Origin of the sequence: Roseobacter sp. HKCCA0434, from assembly GCF_032464675.1 — a bacterium.
Taxonomy (GTDB): Bacteria; Pseudomonadota; Alphaproteobacteria; order Rhodobacterales; family Rhodobacteraceae; genus Pontivivens.
The window spans coordinates 72281-89122 of record NZ_JAWDKL010000002.1 but is presented as its reverse complement, the minus strand read 5'-3'; the positions used below and the strand labels follow the sequence as shown (position 1 = coordinate 89122).

The following is a 16842-nucleotide window of genomic DNA, read 5'->3' as shown; positions in this document are numbered from 1 at the left end:
GGCGGGCTTGCGCCCTTGATTCCGCGCAAGCCCCTCATCGCACCCACGTGTCCATCGTATCATACCGGCCGCTCACCGGCCCCCGCGGCACCGCCAGGACGATCAGCGCCAGCCCACCGACGAAGCAGGTAAGATACGCCAGCACGCTGCCCCCCGTCACCAGCGGGGCGAAGATCAGCACCGCCCCCACGATTACGTTCAGGAACCGCGCGATGCGGATCACCGTCGCCAGCGCCGACACCGCCACCGTCACCGCCAGCGCCCCGCAGATATGCAGCGCGCCCGCGACCGGGCTCTCCCAGCTCAGCCACAGCGGCGACAGCATCAGCAGCGCTCCGACCCCGATGGAGGCCGCCAGCGACCAGGGCAACGTCATGCCCCCTGTCAGCATGTCGCGCAGGATCACGCCGGGCGGACGCTCGAAATCGTCGTCCTCGCGCGCGTCCGGCCCCGCATCCGTGTCGCCGGTGAACAGGATCTTCAGCCAGGGCTGCCCCGCTTTCGCCCGCCGCCGCAGGAACTGGATCGTCGCCACCAGCTCATCGACGGCGTAGGGAATCTGCACCACCATCGCCGCCGCCGCTATCAGGGCGAGCGTCGAATAGGTGCCGATCACGATCGGCTGAATCGCGATGAAGAAGATCGAGATCGCCCCGAGCGGCACGATCATCAGCCCGAACAGAAGCGTCAGCCACGGCATCGTCCGCCAGCGCCGGGAGGAGCCGATCACCCCCACCAGGATTTCCAGCGCATAGGTCAGCCCGCCGATCCCCGCATCGGGCACCGGCCACGCCTCGGACACCTCCGACGTTATGATATCCTCCGTTCCGTTCAGCCCATCGCGCGTGCCGGGAAAGAACGGCTCCCACACTCCGTCGAGGCTTTCGAGCTGATAGCCCGTCAGGTAGCGTGACACGATCAGCCCCACTACCGCCAGCGCGATCACCGGGATCCGCTGCGCCCAGTCGGACGGGGAATAGTCCCAGCCCTTGGGCACCGTCGGCCCGGTCTGCGAGGCGACCGGCGCCACCCCCGGCACCGGCTTCAAGGCCAAGGCAAAGCCGATGGCGAGCATCCCCACCAGCGTCGCGTTCACGTAGGCCGCACCGTTCGGCGTCCAGAACAACAGTGGTGCGAACAGCACCCAGGTTCCGATCCCCGCGGCGGCGAAGCGCGCCATCGGCAGCCGCCAGCTCAGGCTCAGGAACCCCGCCACGATCAGCGCGAGGCCCGCGACCACGTCGCTCAATGCCAGCCAGCTGTCGCCGTAGCCCAGTAGCGGCGGCGAAGTCAGCAGCCACGCACCCAGCCCCATATTCGCGAAATGCGCCCACAGGTTCGCCCGGTGGTCGCGGCGGTACTCCGCTTCGTGCGCCGCGCGCAGCGCCTCGGGGTCGTCCACCCGCGCCTCCGCCGCGACCAGCCAGGCGGGCGGATGGATGCCGTTCTTCTCGTACCACCCCGCCGGGTCCGCCTTCAGCGCGGCCACGATGCTCTTTAGCCCGTCGAGGATCGAATGCTGCGCTTCCCAGCCCAGCACCTCTCGCGCCTTGGCGGTATCGAGCGCGTAGTGGTCCGAGGCAAGCTCGATCATGAAGGGCCGGATGAACGGCTTTTCGCCCTCGTCGAACGCATCCGGGATCGGCTTTTCCGCCATCACCTCCGCCTTTGCGCCCACCTTGGCGAGCGGGGCGGGCACGTTCAGCGTCTGCCAGTGGTCCTCGCCGTGCACCAACTCGCCGATCGCGTCCTGAAGGTGGTCATAGCCGACCGCCTCCTCCTCACCCGCGAGGATCACCTCGATCCCGCCCAGCCGGTCGCGCCGGTCCACCACGCGCTCGAACAGGTCCAGCATGTCGTCGAGATGGATGAAGGACTGCCCAGCGGTCGGATCGCCCGCATAGACATGCGATTTCAGGTTCCGCTCGTAGATCCGGGCGATCTGGTGGCTCAGCGTCGGCACCGCCGTCTCGTCGTCATAGAGCCCGGCGAGATGCAGCAGCACGACGCCCATCTCCGGGTTCGTGCGCGGCGCGACTTCGCGGATGACCTCCTCGGCGCGCGCCTTCGACTTCGGGTACGCCCAGCCGGGGGCGAGCGGCGTGTCCTCGTCCACCCGTTCGCCGGGCCGCACCGCCTCGTGCACCAGCATGGTGCCGGAATAGACGAACTGGCTTACGTCGAGCCGCGCCAGACCCTCCAGCAGGTTGCGCGTTCCCTCGACGTTGATCGCCTCGTATTGCGGCCGCTCCTCGCCCGAGAAGTCGAAATAGGCGGCTAGGTGGATGACAGAGGCGATCCGCCCGCCCGTCCGCTCGATCAGCTCGTCCATCGCTCCGGCGACCGAGGCGGGATCGGCGAGATCGCAGCCCACGTTGTCGTCCGGGTCGTCCTCGTCCGGCCGGTCCAGCCCGATGATGCGATAGCGCTCACCCAACCGGGCAGACAGCGCCTGCCCGATATTGCCGCCCGCGCCGGTGATGAGGATGGTCTCGCGCGTGTCGTTCATGTGGCCCCCGGTCGAACGTCCATTCGGACGTCAACGCGGGGACCGCACGGGCCGTTGCGTCGGCCCGCACGAATTGTCGGAGCGCGCGTCCCTCAAACGGCCAGCGGCGCGCCCCGGCGCTCCCACGCCAGCGGCTGTACCGGCGCGTCGAGCGGTGTTTCCGCGACGTGGTTGGTGTAGTTCGACATCACCTTCTGCGCGAGACCCAGGATCACGTCGAGCACCGCGCGGTGGTCGTAACCGGCATCGAAGAATGCCTGCATCTCCGCCTCGTTGACATGGCCGCGTCCCCGCAGCATCCGCAAGGTGAAGGTGCGCAGCGCTTCCAGCTTCGCGGTCGGCAGCGGCGTCTCGTCGCGCAGCGCCTGGGTGATCGCGTCATCGACCTTCATCATCTTCGCGATGCCAGTATGGGCGGGCACGCAGTAATGGCACTCGTGCTCCACGTTGATCGTCTGCCACACCACGGTCTTCTCCTCCGCATCGAAGGCGGTCTCGGTGAAGAGCCGGTGCAGCACCTGATAGCCTTCAAGCAATTGCGGACTTTCCGCCATCACCTTGTGCAGGCCAGGCAGGCGACCGAAGGCCTTTTGGCCGTTCTCCAGCAAAGGCTTCGAGCCTTCGGGTGCGCTGTCGAGGTCGTGGGACGGGAAATCGGTCATGGCAGGTCTCCTCTGGTTTGCCTGACCCCCGAAATGGTGTTGTTGAATGATCGTTCAAGATTATATCTGAACAAATGCTCAAGAAAGGTTTGCCATGCCCCGCCAGCCCAATCACGACCGCGACGCGTTGATCGACCGGGCGCGCGACCTGTTCTGGCGGCAAGGCTGGGCGGGCACCTCGATGAAAGATCTCGAACGCACGCTCGACATGCGCCCCGGCAGCTTCTACGCCGCCTTCGGCTCGAAGGAAGCGCTCTACGCCCTTGCCCTCGACCGCTACGCCGAGGACGGGGCCGCGCGCCTTGCGACACTGGCCGAGGAAAAAGGCCCCTTCGCCGCCCTGCGTGCCTATCCCGCCCTGGTGGTCGCCTGCGACACCGCGCCTGCCAGCGCCTGCATGCTGGCCAAGACCGTGCTGGAAACCGGCGCCGCCTCTCATGCGCTGGGCGAGAAGGCGTCGGACTACCTCGCGCGCATGGAGTCCCGGTTCCGCGACCTCTTCGCCGCCGCGCAGGACGCTGGGGACGTCGATCCGACGCTCGACCCCGCCCGCCTCGCCCGGCGCTACCAGTCCGACCTTCTGGGCCTCCGCGTCTCTGCCGAGCGTCGCGACGTGGACGCCGCCGCTCTGGCCGAGGACATCGCGCTAGGCCTCGATCTCCTGCGCCCACGCTAGAATTCTGTTACAATTCATACGGACCGACACGAAAGGGTGTAACGAATCCGCTAGGCCGAACCCGCCGCCGTCCTACCTGTCGGGCTGACGAATCAGGAGGTTCCGCCATGAGCACCGCCAAGGCCACCCGCCCCGCCGACACCGATCCCGCTCGCATCCGCAGCCTCTTCGACGCGACCCGTTCGCGGACCGATGCGCTTGCCGCACCCCTGACGCCCGAGGACATGATGCTCCAGTCGATGGAGGATGCGAGCCCCGCCAAATGGCATCTCGCCCATACGACCTGGTTCTTCGAGGAATTCATTCTCAAACCGCACCAGCCCGGCTACACCTCCCCCGACGATCGCTTCGCCTTCCTGTTCAACAGCTACTACGTGCAGGCCGGTCCCCGCCACGCGCGCGACAAGCGCGGGCTGGTCTCCCGCCCCGGCGGACAGGCCGTGCGCGACTACCGTGCCCATGTCGAGGACGCCCTGCGCGACCTGATGGACGAGGAGCGCCCGGACGTGGCCGAGCTCGTCGAGCTGGGCTGCCACCACGAGATGCAGCACCAGGAATTGCTCGTCACCGACCTGCTGCACGGTCTCAGCTTCAACCCACTGTTGCCCACCTATCGCGAGCCCGAGCCGCGCCCCACCTCCGCCGAGGTGCCGCAATCCTTCACCCGCCACGACGGCGGGCTGGTCGAGATCGGCCACGCGGGCCCCGGCTTCGCCTACGATTGCGAAGGCCCGCGCCACAAGACCTGGCTGGAGCCCTACGAGATCGCCGATCGTCCAGTGAGCAACCGCGACTGGATCGCCTTCATGGACGATGGCGGCTACGACCACGCGCCCCATTGGCTGATGGAAGGCTGGGCCGTCCGTCAGCGCGAGGGCTGGGACGCGCCCCTCTACTGGTGGCGGCAGGATGACGAATGGTGGACCTATACGCTGCGCGGCCCGCAGCCGGTGAACCTCGATGCGCCGGTCTGCCATATCAGCTATTATGAGGCCGACGCCTTCGCCCGCTGGGCCGGTGCCCGCCTGCCGACAGAGGCCGAGCACGAGATCGCCTTCGCCGCGCGGTCCATCGCGGGCAACTTCCTTGACGACCTCGCCCTGCGCCCGCTTCCCGGCGACGGGGTCTGGGGCGACGTCTGGGAATGGACCGCCTCGCCCTTCACCCCCTATCCCGGCTTCCGCCCGCCCGAAGGCGCGTTGGGGGAGTACAACGGCAAGTTCATGGTCAACCAGATGGTGCTGCGCGGCGGCTCCTGTGCCACGCCCCGCGACCAGATGCGCGCCAGCTACCGCACCTTCTTCTATCCCCACCAGCGCTGGCAGATGATGGGCCTGCGCCTCGCACGGGACGTCTGAGCATGGACAAGCTGCTGATCGACGACCCCGCGCTGCACGCCTCCGCCCTCGCCGGGCTGACCGCCAGCCCCAAGACGCTGGAGGCCAAGTGGTTCTACGACGCGGCGGGCAGCGCGCTGTTCGAGCGGATCACCGAACTGCCCGAATACTACCCAACCCGCACCGAGGCCGCGATCCTGCGCGCGGGCACTGACCGCCTCGCCGCCGCCGTGCCCGACGACGCCGCGCTGGTGGAGCTGGGCAGCGGGGCCAGCGTCAAGACGCGCATCCTGCTCGACCGGCTCGATCACCTCGCGGCGTATGTCCCGATCGACATTTCCGCCACCTTCCTGGCGCAGGTGGCCGAGGGGCTGCGCGCCGCCTATCCCGCCCTGCCGATCCTGCCCGTCACCGGCGACTTCATGTCTCCCGTGACCCTGCCGCCGCGGATCGCCGACCGGCCCAAGGTCGCTTTCTTCCCCGGCTCCACCATCGGCAATCTTGAACCGGCAGACGCGACAGCGCTCCTCGCACGCATCCGCGACTGGCCCGGCATCGCGCGCTTCATTCTCGGCGTGGACTTGGTGAAGGATCCCGCGACCCTCACTGCCGCCTATGACGATGCGGCGGGCGTCACCGCTGCCTTCAACCTCAACCTTCTGCACCGTCTCAACCGCGAGGCCGGGGCCGATTTCGACCCGGACGGCTTCGCACACGAGGCGCGCTGGAACGCCGATGCCGCGCGGATCGAGATGCACCTCGTCTCCCGCCACGCCCAGACCGTGCGCCTCGGCGACACCGAGATCGCCTTCGCGGCGGGCGAGAGCATCCACACCGAGAACAGCCACAAATACACCCGCGACAGCCTCGCCGGGCTCGCAGGCGTTGCGGGTTGGCGCATCGCCGATTGGATGACGGACCCGGACGACCTCTTCGCCGTCTCGATCCTCGAACCCGCCCCCTGATCCGGTCTTGCGTCCGCGCGCCCCCGTCATATGTGCAGGGCGCAACGAAAGGGACCGACAATGACCGACCTGACCCCGCGCGAGATCGTCTCCGAGCTCGACCGCTTCATCATCGGCCAGGCCGACGCCAAGCGGGCGGTGGCCGTGGCCCTGCGCAACCGCTGGCGCCGCCAGCATCTCGACGACGCGCTGGCCGAGGAGGTCTACCCCAAGAACATCCTGATGATCGGCCCGACCGGCGTGGGCAAGACCGAGATCTCGCGCCGCCTCGCCAAGCTCGCCCGCGCGCCGTTCATCAAGGTCGAGGCCACCAAGTTCACAGAGGTCGGCTATGTCGGCCGCGACGTCGAACAGATCGTGCGCGACCTCGTGGACGCGGCCATCGTCATGACCCGCGATTACCGGCGCGAGGAAGTGAAGGCCCGTGCCCATGACGCGGCCGAGGCCCGCGTGATCGCCGCTCTGGCGGGCGAGGGCGCGCGCGAACAGACCCGCGAGATGTTCCGCAAGAAGCTGCGCGACGGCCTGCTCGACGATACCGAGATCGAGATCGAGGTCGCCGACACTTCCAACCCGCTGGGCGGCATGGACATTCCCGGCATGCCGCCGGGTGGTGCGCAGATGATGGACCTTGGCGCGCTCTTCGGAAAGATGGGCGGGCGCAAGACGAAGAAACGCCTCCGCGTCGCCGACAGCTACGAGCTGCTGATCGCCGAGGAGGCCGACAAGCTGCTAGACGACGAGGCCCTGACGCGCGAGGCCGTGGGCGTGGTCGAACAGTCCGGCATCGTCTTCATCGACGAGATCGACAAGGTCGCCACCCGTCAGGACAATCGCGGCGGCGAGGTCAGCCGCGAGGGCGTGCAGCGCGACCTGCTGCCGCTGATCGAGGGCACGACCGTCTCGACTAAGCACGGCCCGGTGCGCACCGATCACATCCTCTTCATCGCGTCCGGCGCCTTCCACGTCGCCAAACCGTCGGACCTCCTGCCCGAGCTTCAGGGCCGCCTGCCGATCCGGGTGGAACTGCGCGCACTGACCGAGGCCGATTTCGTCCGCATCCTGACCGAGACCGACAACGCCCTGACCCGGCAATACACCGCCCTTCTGGGAACCGAGGGCGTGACCGTCACCTTCGCGGAGGACGGCATCGCCGCCCTCGCCCGCATCGCGGCGGAGGTGAACAGCAATGTCGAGAATATCGGTGCCCGCCGTCTCTACACCGTTCTGGAACGCGTGTTCGAGGAACTCAGCTTCACCGCCCCCGACCGCTCCGGCGACACGGTGACGGTGGATGCCGACTTCGTGGAGAAGCACCTCGGCGAACTCAGCCGCTCCACCGACCTCAGCCGCTACGTGCTGTGACATGGAACGCGGCGGTCCGACCTGGCCGCCGCGCGTCCTTCGGATTCGCGCAAATATCCATCCCCGTTCACGAATTTCGTGATTGCCGGTGCCATCTCGCGACTGGAACCGCGGGCCACATCCGCTATCCTCCGTCTCCATGAGCCTGCTTGCCTGCCCCACCTGCGATGCGCTGCATGACGTGCCGGATCTCGAACCGGGGCGGAAGGCGTCCTGCGTGCGCTGCGGGCATGTGCTGGTATCGGGGCAGACTGTGTCGCTCGACCGGACGCTGGCAACCTCGCTGGCCGTCGCGATCCTGATCGTGGCGGCGCTGTTCTTCCCGTTCCTGTCGATCAGCGAGATGGGCTTCGGCAACCAGATCAACCTGATCGAGGTCGCCGCCGCCTTCCTCGACGGCTGGCTGATCCCGCTGACCCTCGCCGTGACCGCCAGCATCATCGCGATCCCGCTGATCCGGGTGGCGCTGCTGCTCTACGCGCTGGTGCCGCTGCGGCTCGGCCGTCCGCGGCCTCGCCACGCCGCCCGCGCCTTTCGCTGGTCGGATGCCTTGCGCCCCTGGTCGATGGCCGAGATCTTTATCCTCGGAACCGCCGTGGCACTCGTGAAGGTGGCCGAGCTTGCCACGATCGGTTTTGGCCCCGCTTTCTGGGCCTTCTGCATCGCCGTCGGCATCATCGCGTTCGAGCGTCAGATCACCGACTCCGCCGCCATCTGGTCGATGCTGGACGACGAGGGATGAGCGTCGCCGGCCACGCCACCCCCGTGCTCACCGCCCGCGCAGCAGGGCTGATCGCTTGCCACCGCTGCGCACTGGTGCACGAGGCGGGGCGCGAGCGCTGCACCCGCTGCCATGCGCATCTCCACTCGCGAAAGCCGCTCAGCCTGCAACGCGTCTGGGCCTGGTGGATCGCCGGAATCATCGCCTTCATCCCAGCCAATCTCTACCCGATGCTCGCCACGCGACAGCTCGCCACCGTGCACGAGGATACGATCCTCGGCGGCGTGGTCACGCTGATCGACAGTGGTGCCGTGGGCATCGCGCTCATCATCTTCGTGGCCTCCATCGTCGTGCCGCTCAGCAAGTTCGCGGTGATCGGCCTGCTGGCCATCTCCGTCGCGCGGCCCTCGCGGCTCGACCGGCACGCGCGCATCCGCCTGCACGAGATCATCGAGTTCATCGGCCGCTGGTCGATGGTCGATGTCTTCGTCGTGGCCCTCCTGACGGCGCTGGTGCAGCTTGGCGCGGCGGCCAGCGTCACGCCCGGTCCCGCCGCGGCTTGCTTCGCCCTCTCGGTCGCCTTTACGATGCTGTCCGCGCAGTCCTTCGACCCCCGGATGATCTGGGATGCCGAGCTGAAACAGGAGCCGCAGACGTGAGCGACCCTTCCAGCCCCGCCTCCCCCCGGATCGAGGAGACCGACGGCCGCCCGATCTGGCAGCGCCTCTCGATCGTCTGGATCGTGCCGCTCGCTGCCCTGATCGTGGCCCTCATCGTTGCCTTCCGCACCTATTCCGAGCGCGGGCCGCTGCTGCTCGTGCGGTTCGAGAACGCTTCGGGCGTCGTCGCGGGCGAGACGCCTGTGCGCTACCGCGACGTGACCATCGGCATGGTCGAGGATGTCGGCTTCTCGGGCAATCTAAGCGAGGTGCAGGTCAGCATTCGGCTGGATCAGGACATCGCCGAGCATGTGACCGCCGACAGCCAGTTCTGGATCGTCCGCCCCGAGATCACGGCCCAGGGCATCACGGGCCTGTCCACCGTCATCGGCGGCTCCTACATCGCGGCGCAGCTTCCTGCACAGCCCGGCGAGACGGCGCGCCTGATCGACGGCCTGCCGCGCGCGCCGCTGACCCCGCTCGACGCACCCGGCCTGCGCCTGACCCTGCGGACCGAGCGCAACAGCTCCGTCGCGCTGGGCTCGCCCGTCCTCTACAAGGGGATCGAGGTCGGGCAGGTCGAAGATCTCCAACTGTCCAGCAACGGACGCACGATCATCTATACCGCCTTCGTGAGGGAGCCCTATTCCAACCTCATCACCGAAGGCACCCGGTTCTGGGATTCCTCGGGGTTCAGCTTCAACCTGGACGCGGGCGGGGCGTCGCTCGACGTGGACAGCATCACCACGCTGCTGCGCGGCGGCGTGACCTTCGACACCGTGTTCGAGGGTGGCGCGCTGGTGCAGGACGAACGCGGCTTCCGCCTCTATCCGGACGTGGCCGCGGCGCGCTCCTCGCTCTTCGACGCGCTCGAGCGCTCTCCCGTCACGGTGTCGGCGGTGTTCCCCGGCTCGGTCAGTGGCCTTCAGGTCGGCGCGCCGGTGCTCTATCGCGGCGTGCCGGTGGGCGCCGTCACCAGCCTGTCCGCGCGGTTGCAGGGCGACGTGGGCGAACGGACGGTGGAACTCGTCGCCGCGTTCGAGGTCATCCCCGGCCGCCTCGGCCTGCCGCCCGACGCGGCGCAGGACGTGACGCTGCAACTGCTCGATGAGCTGATCGCCGAGGGTGGCCTGCGCGCCCGCCTCTCCTCGCCCTCGCTACTGACCGGCGCACAGCGGATCGAGCTGGCCGAGATCGGCGAGGAGGACACTGCCCGCCTCGACCGCAACATTCAGCCCTTCCCGGGCATCCCGACGGTCGAGACCGAGCAGGGCGGCCTTGCCGAAACCGCCGAAGGCCTGATCACCCGGCTGGACGAATTGCCGATCGAGGGCGTGCTGACCGCCGCCACCTCCGCCCTGACCGCCGTCGCCTCGCTGCTGAACGACCCTGAGCTGCGGGACATCCCGACCCAGGCCAACGGCACGCTTTCGGACCTGCGCGGGCTGTTGCAATCCGACGGCGTGCAGCAGGCACCGGGCGAAGTTCTGGCGAGCCTCACCGCCCTGCGGGGCCTGCTCGAAGACGCGCGCGAGGCCGCATTGGTCGAGGCGCTGGCGACTACCCTCGCCGACATCTCCACACTCGCGGGCGAGGTTGAGGGCGCCACGGCCGAGCTGACCCCCGATCTCGACGCGCTGCTCGTCTCCGCCCGCGATCTCGCCACCGCCGGCCAGACCCTGCTGACCGATCCCGCCACGCTCGAGGTGCCCGACCGCCTCGCAGGGCTCCTGGCCGACGCCCGTGCCATCACCTCCGACCCCGCGCTGCGCGAGGTTCCGCCCGCGCTGGCGAATACGCTGCAACGGGTCGAGAGCCTGCTGGCCGACGTGCAGCAGGCGGGCCTGCCCGACCGCATCGGCACCGCCGTCGATCAGGGCGGCGCCGCCGCCGAGGGCATCGCCTCCCTCGCCCGCGACGCCGACGCCCTGCCCGAAACGCTGCAGGCCCTCGTGGCCGAGATCGATGTGCTGGTCGCCGCCGCGCAGGACATCGTCGCCGCCCCCGCCACCCAGGCCCTGCCGGAGGAGTTGAGCCGCCTCGTCACCGCCACCCGAACCCTGATGGAGGGCGAGGCGCTCCAGGCCATCCCGGCGGAGCTTCTGACGGGGCTGACCAGCCTGCGCCGCACGCTTCTCAGCATCGAGCAGGCCGACATCCCCGGCCAACTCGCCTCCGCTCTCGAAAACGCCGACCGCGCCGCCGCGTCCCTCGCCGAGTTGACCGAGGACGCCGCTCCGCTGCCCGGCCAGATCGGCACGCTCGTGGACAATGCCGACGCACTCGTCGCCGACCCCGCCCTGCAAGGCGCCGCGTCCGAGGCGCAGGCCACCCTCGCCGCACTGCGAGAGCTGCTGCAGGATCCCGAGACCACGGCCCTGCCCGGCACGATCAACCGCAGCCTGACCAGCGCGCGCGTGCTGCTGGACGATCTCGCCCAGGCCGAGCTCGGCACCGCCCTGCGCGCGGCCCTGCAGGACGCCGCCGCCGCCGCCCGCTCCGTCAGCGAGGCGAGCGAGGGCCTGCCGCCGCTCATCGACCGGCTCAACGCCGTCGCCGCACAGGCCGAGGCGGTGAACCTCGACCAGCTCGCCAAGCAGGCCGAAGCGCTGCTCGCCAGCGCCGATGTGCTCGTCTCCAGCCCCGACACGCAGGCGATCCCGGCCAATCTCAACGCCGCGCTCGATGGCGTCGCCCGCACCCTGACCGACCTGCAGGACGCCCAGGTCGCGCAAGGTCTCGGCACCAGCCTCGGCGCCGCCGAACGCGCCGCCAACGCCATCACGCTCGCCGCCACCGACGTGCCCGCGCTGATCGCCCGGCTCGACGCGCTCGTCACCCAGTCCGACCTGACCCTGCAGGCCTACGGCACCGGCTCCGAGATCAACGAGGAGGGCCTGCGCATGATCCGCGAGTTCCGCGACACCGCCCGCGCCGTCACCGCCCTCGTCCGCCAGATCGAGCGCAATCCCAACTCCCTGATCCTTGGCCGCTGAGCCCCGAAAGGACCAAGCCCATGAAGCGCCTCGCCGCCGCACTGATCCTCGCCACGCTCGCCGCCTGCACTGGCGGGCCGGAGCCGCGCATCCTGCTCGGCGCGCCCGATCTGCCCGAGCCCGCACAGCGCGAAACCGTCGTCCGCTCAATCGAACTTCGGGAGATCTCGCTGCCCTATTACGCGCAGGGCGAGGAGATCGGCGAAATCCAGGAGGACGGCTCCGTCCTCCTGCGCAACGATATCCTCTGGGCCGACCTGCCGCCGCGCGCGCTGACGCTGCAACTTGCACAGGGCCTCGCGACGCGCCTGCCCAGCACCGCCGTCGCCGCCGAGCCCTGGCCGCTTCTCAGCCAGGCCGACCTGCGCATGGAGGTGCAGGTGGCCGAGGCGCTGGGCGGCGCCCGCGGCCTCTACCGCCTCTCGGGCCAGTATTTCATCGTCGCCGCCCGCGACGGCGATTACGAGCGCGCCGCGCCGTTCGACATCCAGACCCCGATGGACGGCACCAGCCTCGCCGCCCTGTCGCGCGCGCAAGATGCCGCCTTCGCCGAACTGGCTGACCTGATGGCCGAGGATGTGGCCGCCGTCACCGCCGCCGACCTCGCCCGCTGAAAGGAGCGCCCATGACTCTCGACGGACAGACCGCAATCGTCACCGGCGCCAGCCGCGGCATCGGGGAGGCGACCGCCCGCCACCTCGCGGCACAAGGCATGAGCGTGATCCTCGCCGCCCGCAGCACCAGCGATATCGAGCGTATCGCGGCCGAGATCACGGGGCAGGGCGGCACCGCCCATGCCATCGCCTGCGACGTGGCCGACCACGCCGCCGTCGCCGCCCTGATTGTCGAGGCGAAGGACCGGACCGGCCGCATCGACCTGCTCGTGAACAATGCGGGCCTGATCGACCCGATCGCCCGCATCGCCGACAGCGACCCCGCCGCCTGGGGCCATATCGTCGACGTGAACCTCAAGGGCGTCTACTCCGCCATCCGCGAGGCGCTGCCGGTCATGCTTGCCCAAGGTGGCGGCACTATCGTCAACATCTCATCGGGTGCCGCCACCGGCGCGCTGGAGGGGTGGAGCCACTATTGCGCCACCAAGGCTGCCGTCCTCTCGCTGACCAAGTGCGTGGACAAGGAATATCGAGATCAGGGCATCCGCATGGTCGGCCTGTCGCCGGGCACCGTCGCCACAGACATGCAGCGGGAGATCAAGGCGTCCGGCATCAACCCTGTCAGCCAGCTCGACTTCGACGCGCACATCCCGCCCGAATGGGTCGCGCAGGCCATTGCCTACTTGGCGGGGGAGGGCGCGGACCGGCACCTCGGCACCGACTTCTCGCTGAAGACCGACGAAGGTCGGGCCGAGGTCGGCCTACCGGGTCTGTAAACCTGACCGGAGGGCGTCGACGTGACAACCTGCACCCATCGCGACATGATCCACCTGCCCAAGCCTGCCGAGGGCGCGAAGGCTGGAGCCGTCTGCCCCGCCTGCATCGAGGCCGGAACCGAGTGGGTCCACCTGCGACAGTGCATGACCTGCGGCGCGGTCGGCTGCTGCGACAGCTCCCCCGAACGCCACGCCCGCCACCATGCCGAAGGGGAGGATCACCCGATCGTCACGTCGATGGAACCAGGCGAGACCTGGGTCTACTGCTTCGAGGACGACACGCTGGTCCGGTTGGCCGCGCGGGGGTGAGGAGCCGAACGGCTCCCGCGCGGACTCAAGCCGAAGGCGCCGCGCATCGGTCGTGCCGAAGGCACGCCTCCGGCGTGCCCCCCCCGACACGGCGATTTGGCCGATGGAGGCGGGACGGGGCCAGATCCTGCGGACTTGGCCACCAGAAAGTGCCATGCTCCACCGTTGGATCGCCGCACCGCGGCCCGGCCCGTGCGCTCGGTCGATCTTCCGTCGCCATGGCGTAGCCGCACAACTCATCGAGGCCCCGGATCAGGTCCGCGATAGCACAATCCCCCCGCCGCTCCGGCCCCCGAGCCGGAGCCTCCCCCGGCCAGAACACAACCGCTACCCGATCACCTCGACCACCGCGTTCCCGTTCGTGTACACGCAGATATCCGCCGCGATGCCCAGCGCGCGCCGCGCGATCGCCTCGGCGTCCATGTCCTGATCCATCAGCGCCCGTGCCGCGGCCAGCGCGAAGTTCCCGCCCGAGCCCACGGCCGCGATATCGTGCTCCGGCTCCAGCACGTCGCCCGCGCCCGTCACTATGAACAGGTCGCTGCCGTCGGTCACGATCAGCATCGCCTCCAGATTGCGCAGGTATTTGTCTGTCCGCCAGTCCTTGGCGAGGTCCACACAGGCCCGCGCAAGTTGTCCCGGAGAGGCTTCCAGCTTCGCCTCCAGCCGCTCCAGCAGGGTGAACGCATCCGCCGTCGATCCGGCGAAGCCGCAGACTACGTCCGATCCGCCCGGCGACAGGCGGCGGACCTTGCGCGCCGTACCCTTCATCACCGTCTGCCCGACGCTGACCTGCCCGTCGCCCACGACCGCCACGCGGCCGCCCTTGCGCACCGCGACGATGGTGGTCCCGTGCCAGCCGGGGAAGCGATCCGTCTCGCTCATCATGCTCTCCTCATCTCGTTCGGGCATGAGGTAGGCGGGACCGCCCCGCTTGCCTAGGGGCGCGAAGGTTAACGCGCGTTAACCTTTCCCCGCGGGGAAAGCTTCCGACCCGGCCCCTGCGGCAAACCGGGCGCAAGGGCAGACCCTCACCGGGTTTCCCCGCGGGGAAATGGTAAGGCGCACTGACCCAACCGGTTCACGCTCACAGAAGGAAGTCGTCCCCGATCGTCGTCCAGATTTCGGACACGGGCTCGGGCTCCGCTGCAACGGCATCGTCCTCGCCCAGCGACGGCTCGGTCACGGTATCCGCCGACAGGTCCCCGAACGGCTCGGCCCCCGCGACGTCGCCGAAGTCGAACCCGTCCTCCTCGGGCTCCGCCAAGGCCGCGGCGACTGCCTCCGCCCCGTCGAGCACGCGCTGCCTCAACACGCTGCCCTCCCCGACTGCGCGGCTGACACCGTTGAGCAGCGCCGACAGACCATGTCCCGACGCCTCCGCCCGCGTCCCGCCCAGAACCGTCAGCGGTGTCAGCACAACCGAGCTGAGCGTCGGCATGGTCGCGGCGACGGCCTCGTCGATACCAGGCGCGTCCTTGCCGGCGATCTCTACCATCACGGTCGCATCGGCGTGGGCGCCGTCGGCATCGGTCACGGTGTAGGTGAACCCATCCTCTCCCGTCTCGCCCGAGTCGAGCAGGTCGAAGCGGCCGTCGGGATCGTAGTCGAGCGCCCCGTCCGCCCGCAGCGTCACCATCGCGCCGGAGGCGAGCTGCACCGTCGCCCCGCTTTCCAGCGCGACCCCCTCGATGGCCGTTACCGCCAGATCCGCGCTGCCGTCATTCTCGAGCACCCGGATCGTCACGCGTTCGTCCTCGGCGACCCGCGCCGCGTCGTCCTGCGGTGCGAGGATCGGTCGGCCGAACATCTCCGCCACCGTGCCATAGCCCAGGGTCACATCGGCGAAGCGCAGGCTCTCGATCGTGTCAAGCACACGGTCGATGCCCTCCCCCACGACCTCTAGCGCATCCTCCAGCACCGAGATCGTGTAGCTGGCCAGCTCGTAGGCATAGGCCGCGACGTCGAGCCCCGCCCCGCCATCGAACAGGTCGTTTCCGCCCGCGCCCACAAGGATGTCGTCGCCCGACCCGCCGCTCAACGCGTTGTCGACCGCATTGCCGATGATGAGATCATCGCCGGAACCGCCGACGGCGTTTTCGATCACCGTACCGACGGCCAGCGTCAGGTTTCCAACGCGCCCTCCGATATTGGAACTATTCTGGAAGGTGGCATCCTCGGCCTGGATCGTCAGGTCGATGCGCTGGTTCGCGCCGAAGCCGCTCACATCGATTGTGTCGATCCCGCCCGAATCCACGATGGTCGAGGCGGTCCGTCCCGCCCAGGTCGACCATTCCGCCCAGATGCGGCTGACCTCCGCCGTGACGGTAGTGTTGAACCCCCAGACCGTGTCTTCGGTGAAGGCGTTGTGCGTGCCGAAACCCCACTCGCCGTAGATGTCGTCGAGCGCGATCCAGTCGACCGCCATCGGCGTCTGCAGGAACTCGTAATCGGCGGTGATGGCCGTGTTCTCCCACTGGGAGAAATAGGACATCATCGTCGCCTGCCAGCTGTCGAGCGCGAAGCTGGCATCCTGCGAATAGCCGCCGCTGCCATTATAGTTGCCCTGGTGTCCCAGCCCCAGCGCGTGGCCGATCTCGTGCAGGATCGTCTGCAACGTGTAGTCGTCATAGGTCGAGGTGCCACCCGACCAGCTCGACGCTACGTTGATGTAGGAATAGTAGATTTCCCCATCGCTCCAGCGCGGGGAGCCTGCATAGGCGCCCGAGTTGTTGTCGGAGAAGAAGAAGTCTGTGTCCGAGGGGTCGTCGCTCCTCGTTTCGACGAATTCGATGCCCAGCACCGCCCCGTAGAGGTCGAACGCATCGCGCACCAGCTCGGCCCGCGCGGCGCTGATGCCGTCGGCATCGCTGCCGCCGCCATAGGGCAGGGATGTGAAACCGATGACGTTGTAAGTCAACACGCCGTTGTTCGGATCGCGGCCCGTCGTGCCGAGATTGTGCCGCTGGCCGACCCCGTTGCCCCAGAAGCCGGTCGTCAGGAAATCGGCCATCTGGCCCAGCGTCGCGGTGTTGCCCGTGGGCTGCGGATAGAAGTCATCGAGGTTGCCGGTGACCTCACCCGGTGCCGGTGCCGGTTCCCGTTCCGCCGCGCAGGCGGAACAGGCGCAGGCCGCGCCGTGGATCACCGGATCCGCGTCGCGCGAAGACGTAGCATCGTCTGACGTGCCGTCGTGCAAGTTCCTGCCCCCGAAGCGTGGTGGTGCGGCCACGCTAACACTCTGGAAATGATC

Annotated in this window: 14 protein-coding genes; 10 read left to right on the top strand and 4 right to left on the bottom strand. The window is 68.8% G+C overall.

The annotated features are described in order from the left end of the window. Nucleotides 1–34: 34 nt before the first annotated feature. A complete protein-coding gene (locus RX333_RS02365) occupies nt 35–2509 on the bottom strand; it encodes an NAD-dependent epimerase/dehydratase family protein (protein ID WP_316013310.1) in 2475 nt (824 codons plus the stop codon). A gap of 92 nt (nt 2510–2601) precedes the next feature. After that, on the bottom strand, nt 2602–3171 hold the full coding sequence (locus RX333_RS02360) for a carboxymuconolactone decarboxylase family protein (RefSeq protein ID WP_316013309.1): 570 nt from the start codon (nt 3169–3171) through the stop codon (nt 2602–2604). 94 nt (nt 3172–3265) lie between these two features. On the opposite strand from RX333_RS02360, the gene RX333_RS02355 reads away from it, so the two are divergent. The 10 genes from RX333_RS02355 (at nt 3266) to RX333_RS02310 (ending at nt 13589) form a co-directional block, all read left to right on the top strand. Then, nucleotides 3266–3847 (top strand): helix-turn-helix domain-containing protein, encoded by a 582-nt coding sequence (locus tag RX333_RS02355; RefSeq protein WP_316013308.1) that lies wholly within the window; start codon nt 3266–3268, stop codon nt 3845–3847. Between the two features lie 107 nt (nt 3848–3954). After that, on the top strand, nt 3955–5205 hold the full coding sequence (gene egtB / locus RX333_RS02350; protein ID WP_316013307.1) for an ergothioneine biosynthesis protein EgtB: 1251 nt from the start codon (nt 3955–3957) through the stop codon (nt 5203–5205). A 2-nt stretch (nt 5206–5207) separates the two neighbouring features. Beyond that, nucleotides 5208–6149 (top strand): L-histidine N(alpha)-methyltransferase, encoded by a 942-nt coding sequence (egtD, locus tag RX333_RS02345; RefSeq protein ID WP_316013306.1) that lies wholly within the window; start codon nt 5208–5210, stop codon nt 6147–6149. A 60-nt stretch (nt 6150–6209) separates the two neighbouring features. After that, nucleotides 6210–7514 carry an ATP-dependent protease ATPase subunit HslU gene (gene hslU / locus RX333_RS02340; protein ID WP_316013305.1) on the top strand — a complete coding sequence of 435 codons (1305 nt, stop codon included), beginning with the start codon at nt 6210–6212 and terminating at the stop codon, nt 7512–7514. 139 nt (nt 7515–7653) lie between these two features. After that, complete coding sequence (locus RX333_RS02335) at nt 7654–8256, top strand: paraquat-inducible protein A (RefSeq protein WP_316013304.1); 603 nt, start codon at nt 7654–7656, stop codon at nt 8254–8256. Continuing rightward, nucleotides 8253–8894 (top strand): paraquat-inducible protein A, encoded by a 642-nt coding sequence (locus RX333_RS02330; protein ID WP_316013303.1) that lies wholly within the window; start codon nt 8253–8255, stop codon nt 8892–8894. The genes RX333_RS02335 and RX333_RS02330 overlap by 4 nt, the downstream gene beginning before the upstream one ends. After that, nucleotides 8891–11890, top strand: coding sequence for an MlaD family protein (locus tag RX333_RS02325; protein WP_316013302.1), 3000 nt, complete (start codon nt 8891–8893; stop codon nt 11888–11890). Before RX333_RS02330 ends, RX333_RS02325 begins: the two co-directional genes overlap by 4 nt. A 20-nt stretch (nt 11891–11910) precedes the next feature. Next, on the top strand, nt 11911–12504 hold the full coding sequence (locus tag RX333_RS02320; protein ID WP_316013301.1) for a PqiC family protein: 594 nt from the start codon (nt 11911–11913) through the stop codon (nt 12502–12504). A gap of 11 nt (nt 12505–12515) precedes the next feature. Further along, nucleotides 12516–13280, top strand: a complete 765-nt coding sequence (locus RX333_RS02315; RefSeq protein ID WP_316013300.1) for an SDR family oxidoreductase — start codon at nt 12516–12518, stop codon at nt 13278–13280. 21 nt (nt 13281–13301) lie between these two features. Next, nucleotides 13302–13589: a UBP-type zinc finger domain-containing protein gene (locus tag RX333_RS02310; protein ID WP_316013299.1), complete on the top strand. Its 288-nt coding sequence runs from the start codon at nt 13302–13304 to the stop codon at nt 13587–13589. A gap of 327 nt (nt 13590–13916) precedes the next feature. Here RX333_RS02310 and hslV read toward each other — a convergent pair whose 3' ends face one another. Both hslV and RX333_RS02300 read right to left on the bottom strand, forming a co-directional pair. Then, a complete protein-coding gene (gene hslV / locus RX333_RS02305) occupies nt 13917–14474 on the bottom strand; it encodes an ATP-dependent protease subunit HslV (protein ID WP_316013298.1) in 558 nt (185 codons plus the stop codon). Nucleotides 14475–14676: 202 nt separating this feature from the next. Then, complete coding sequence (locus tag RX333_RS02300) at nt 14677–16737, bottom strand: M10 family metallopeptidase C-terminal domain-containing protein (protein WP_316013297.1); 2061 nt, start codon at nt 16735–16737, stop codon at nt 14677–14679. Between the last annotated feature and the right edge of the window lie 105 nt (nt 16738–16842).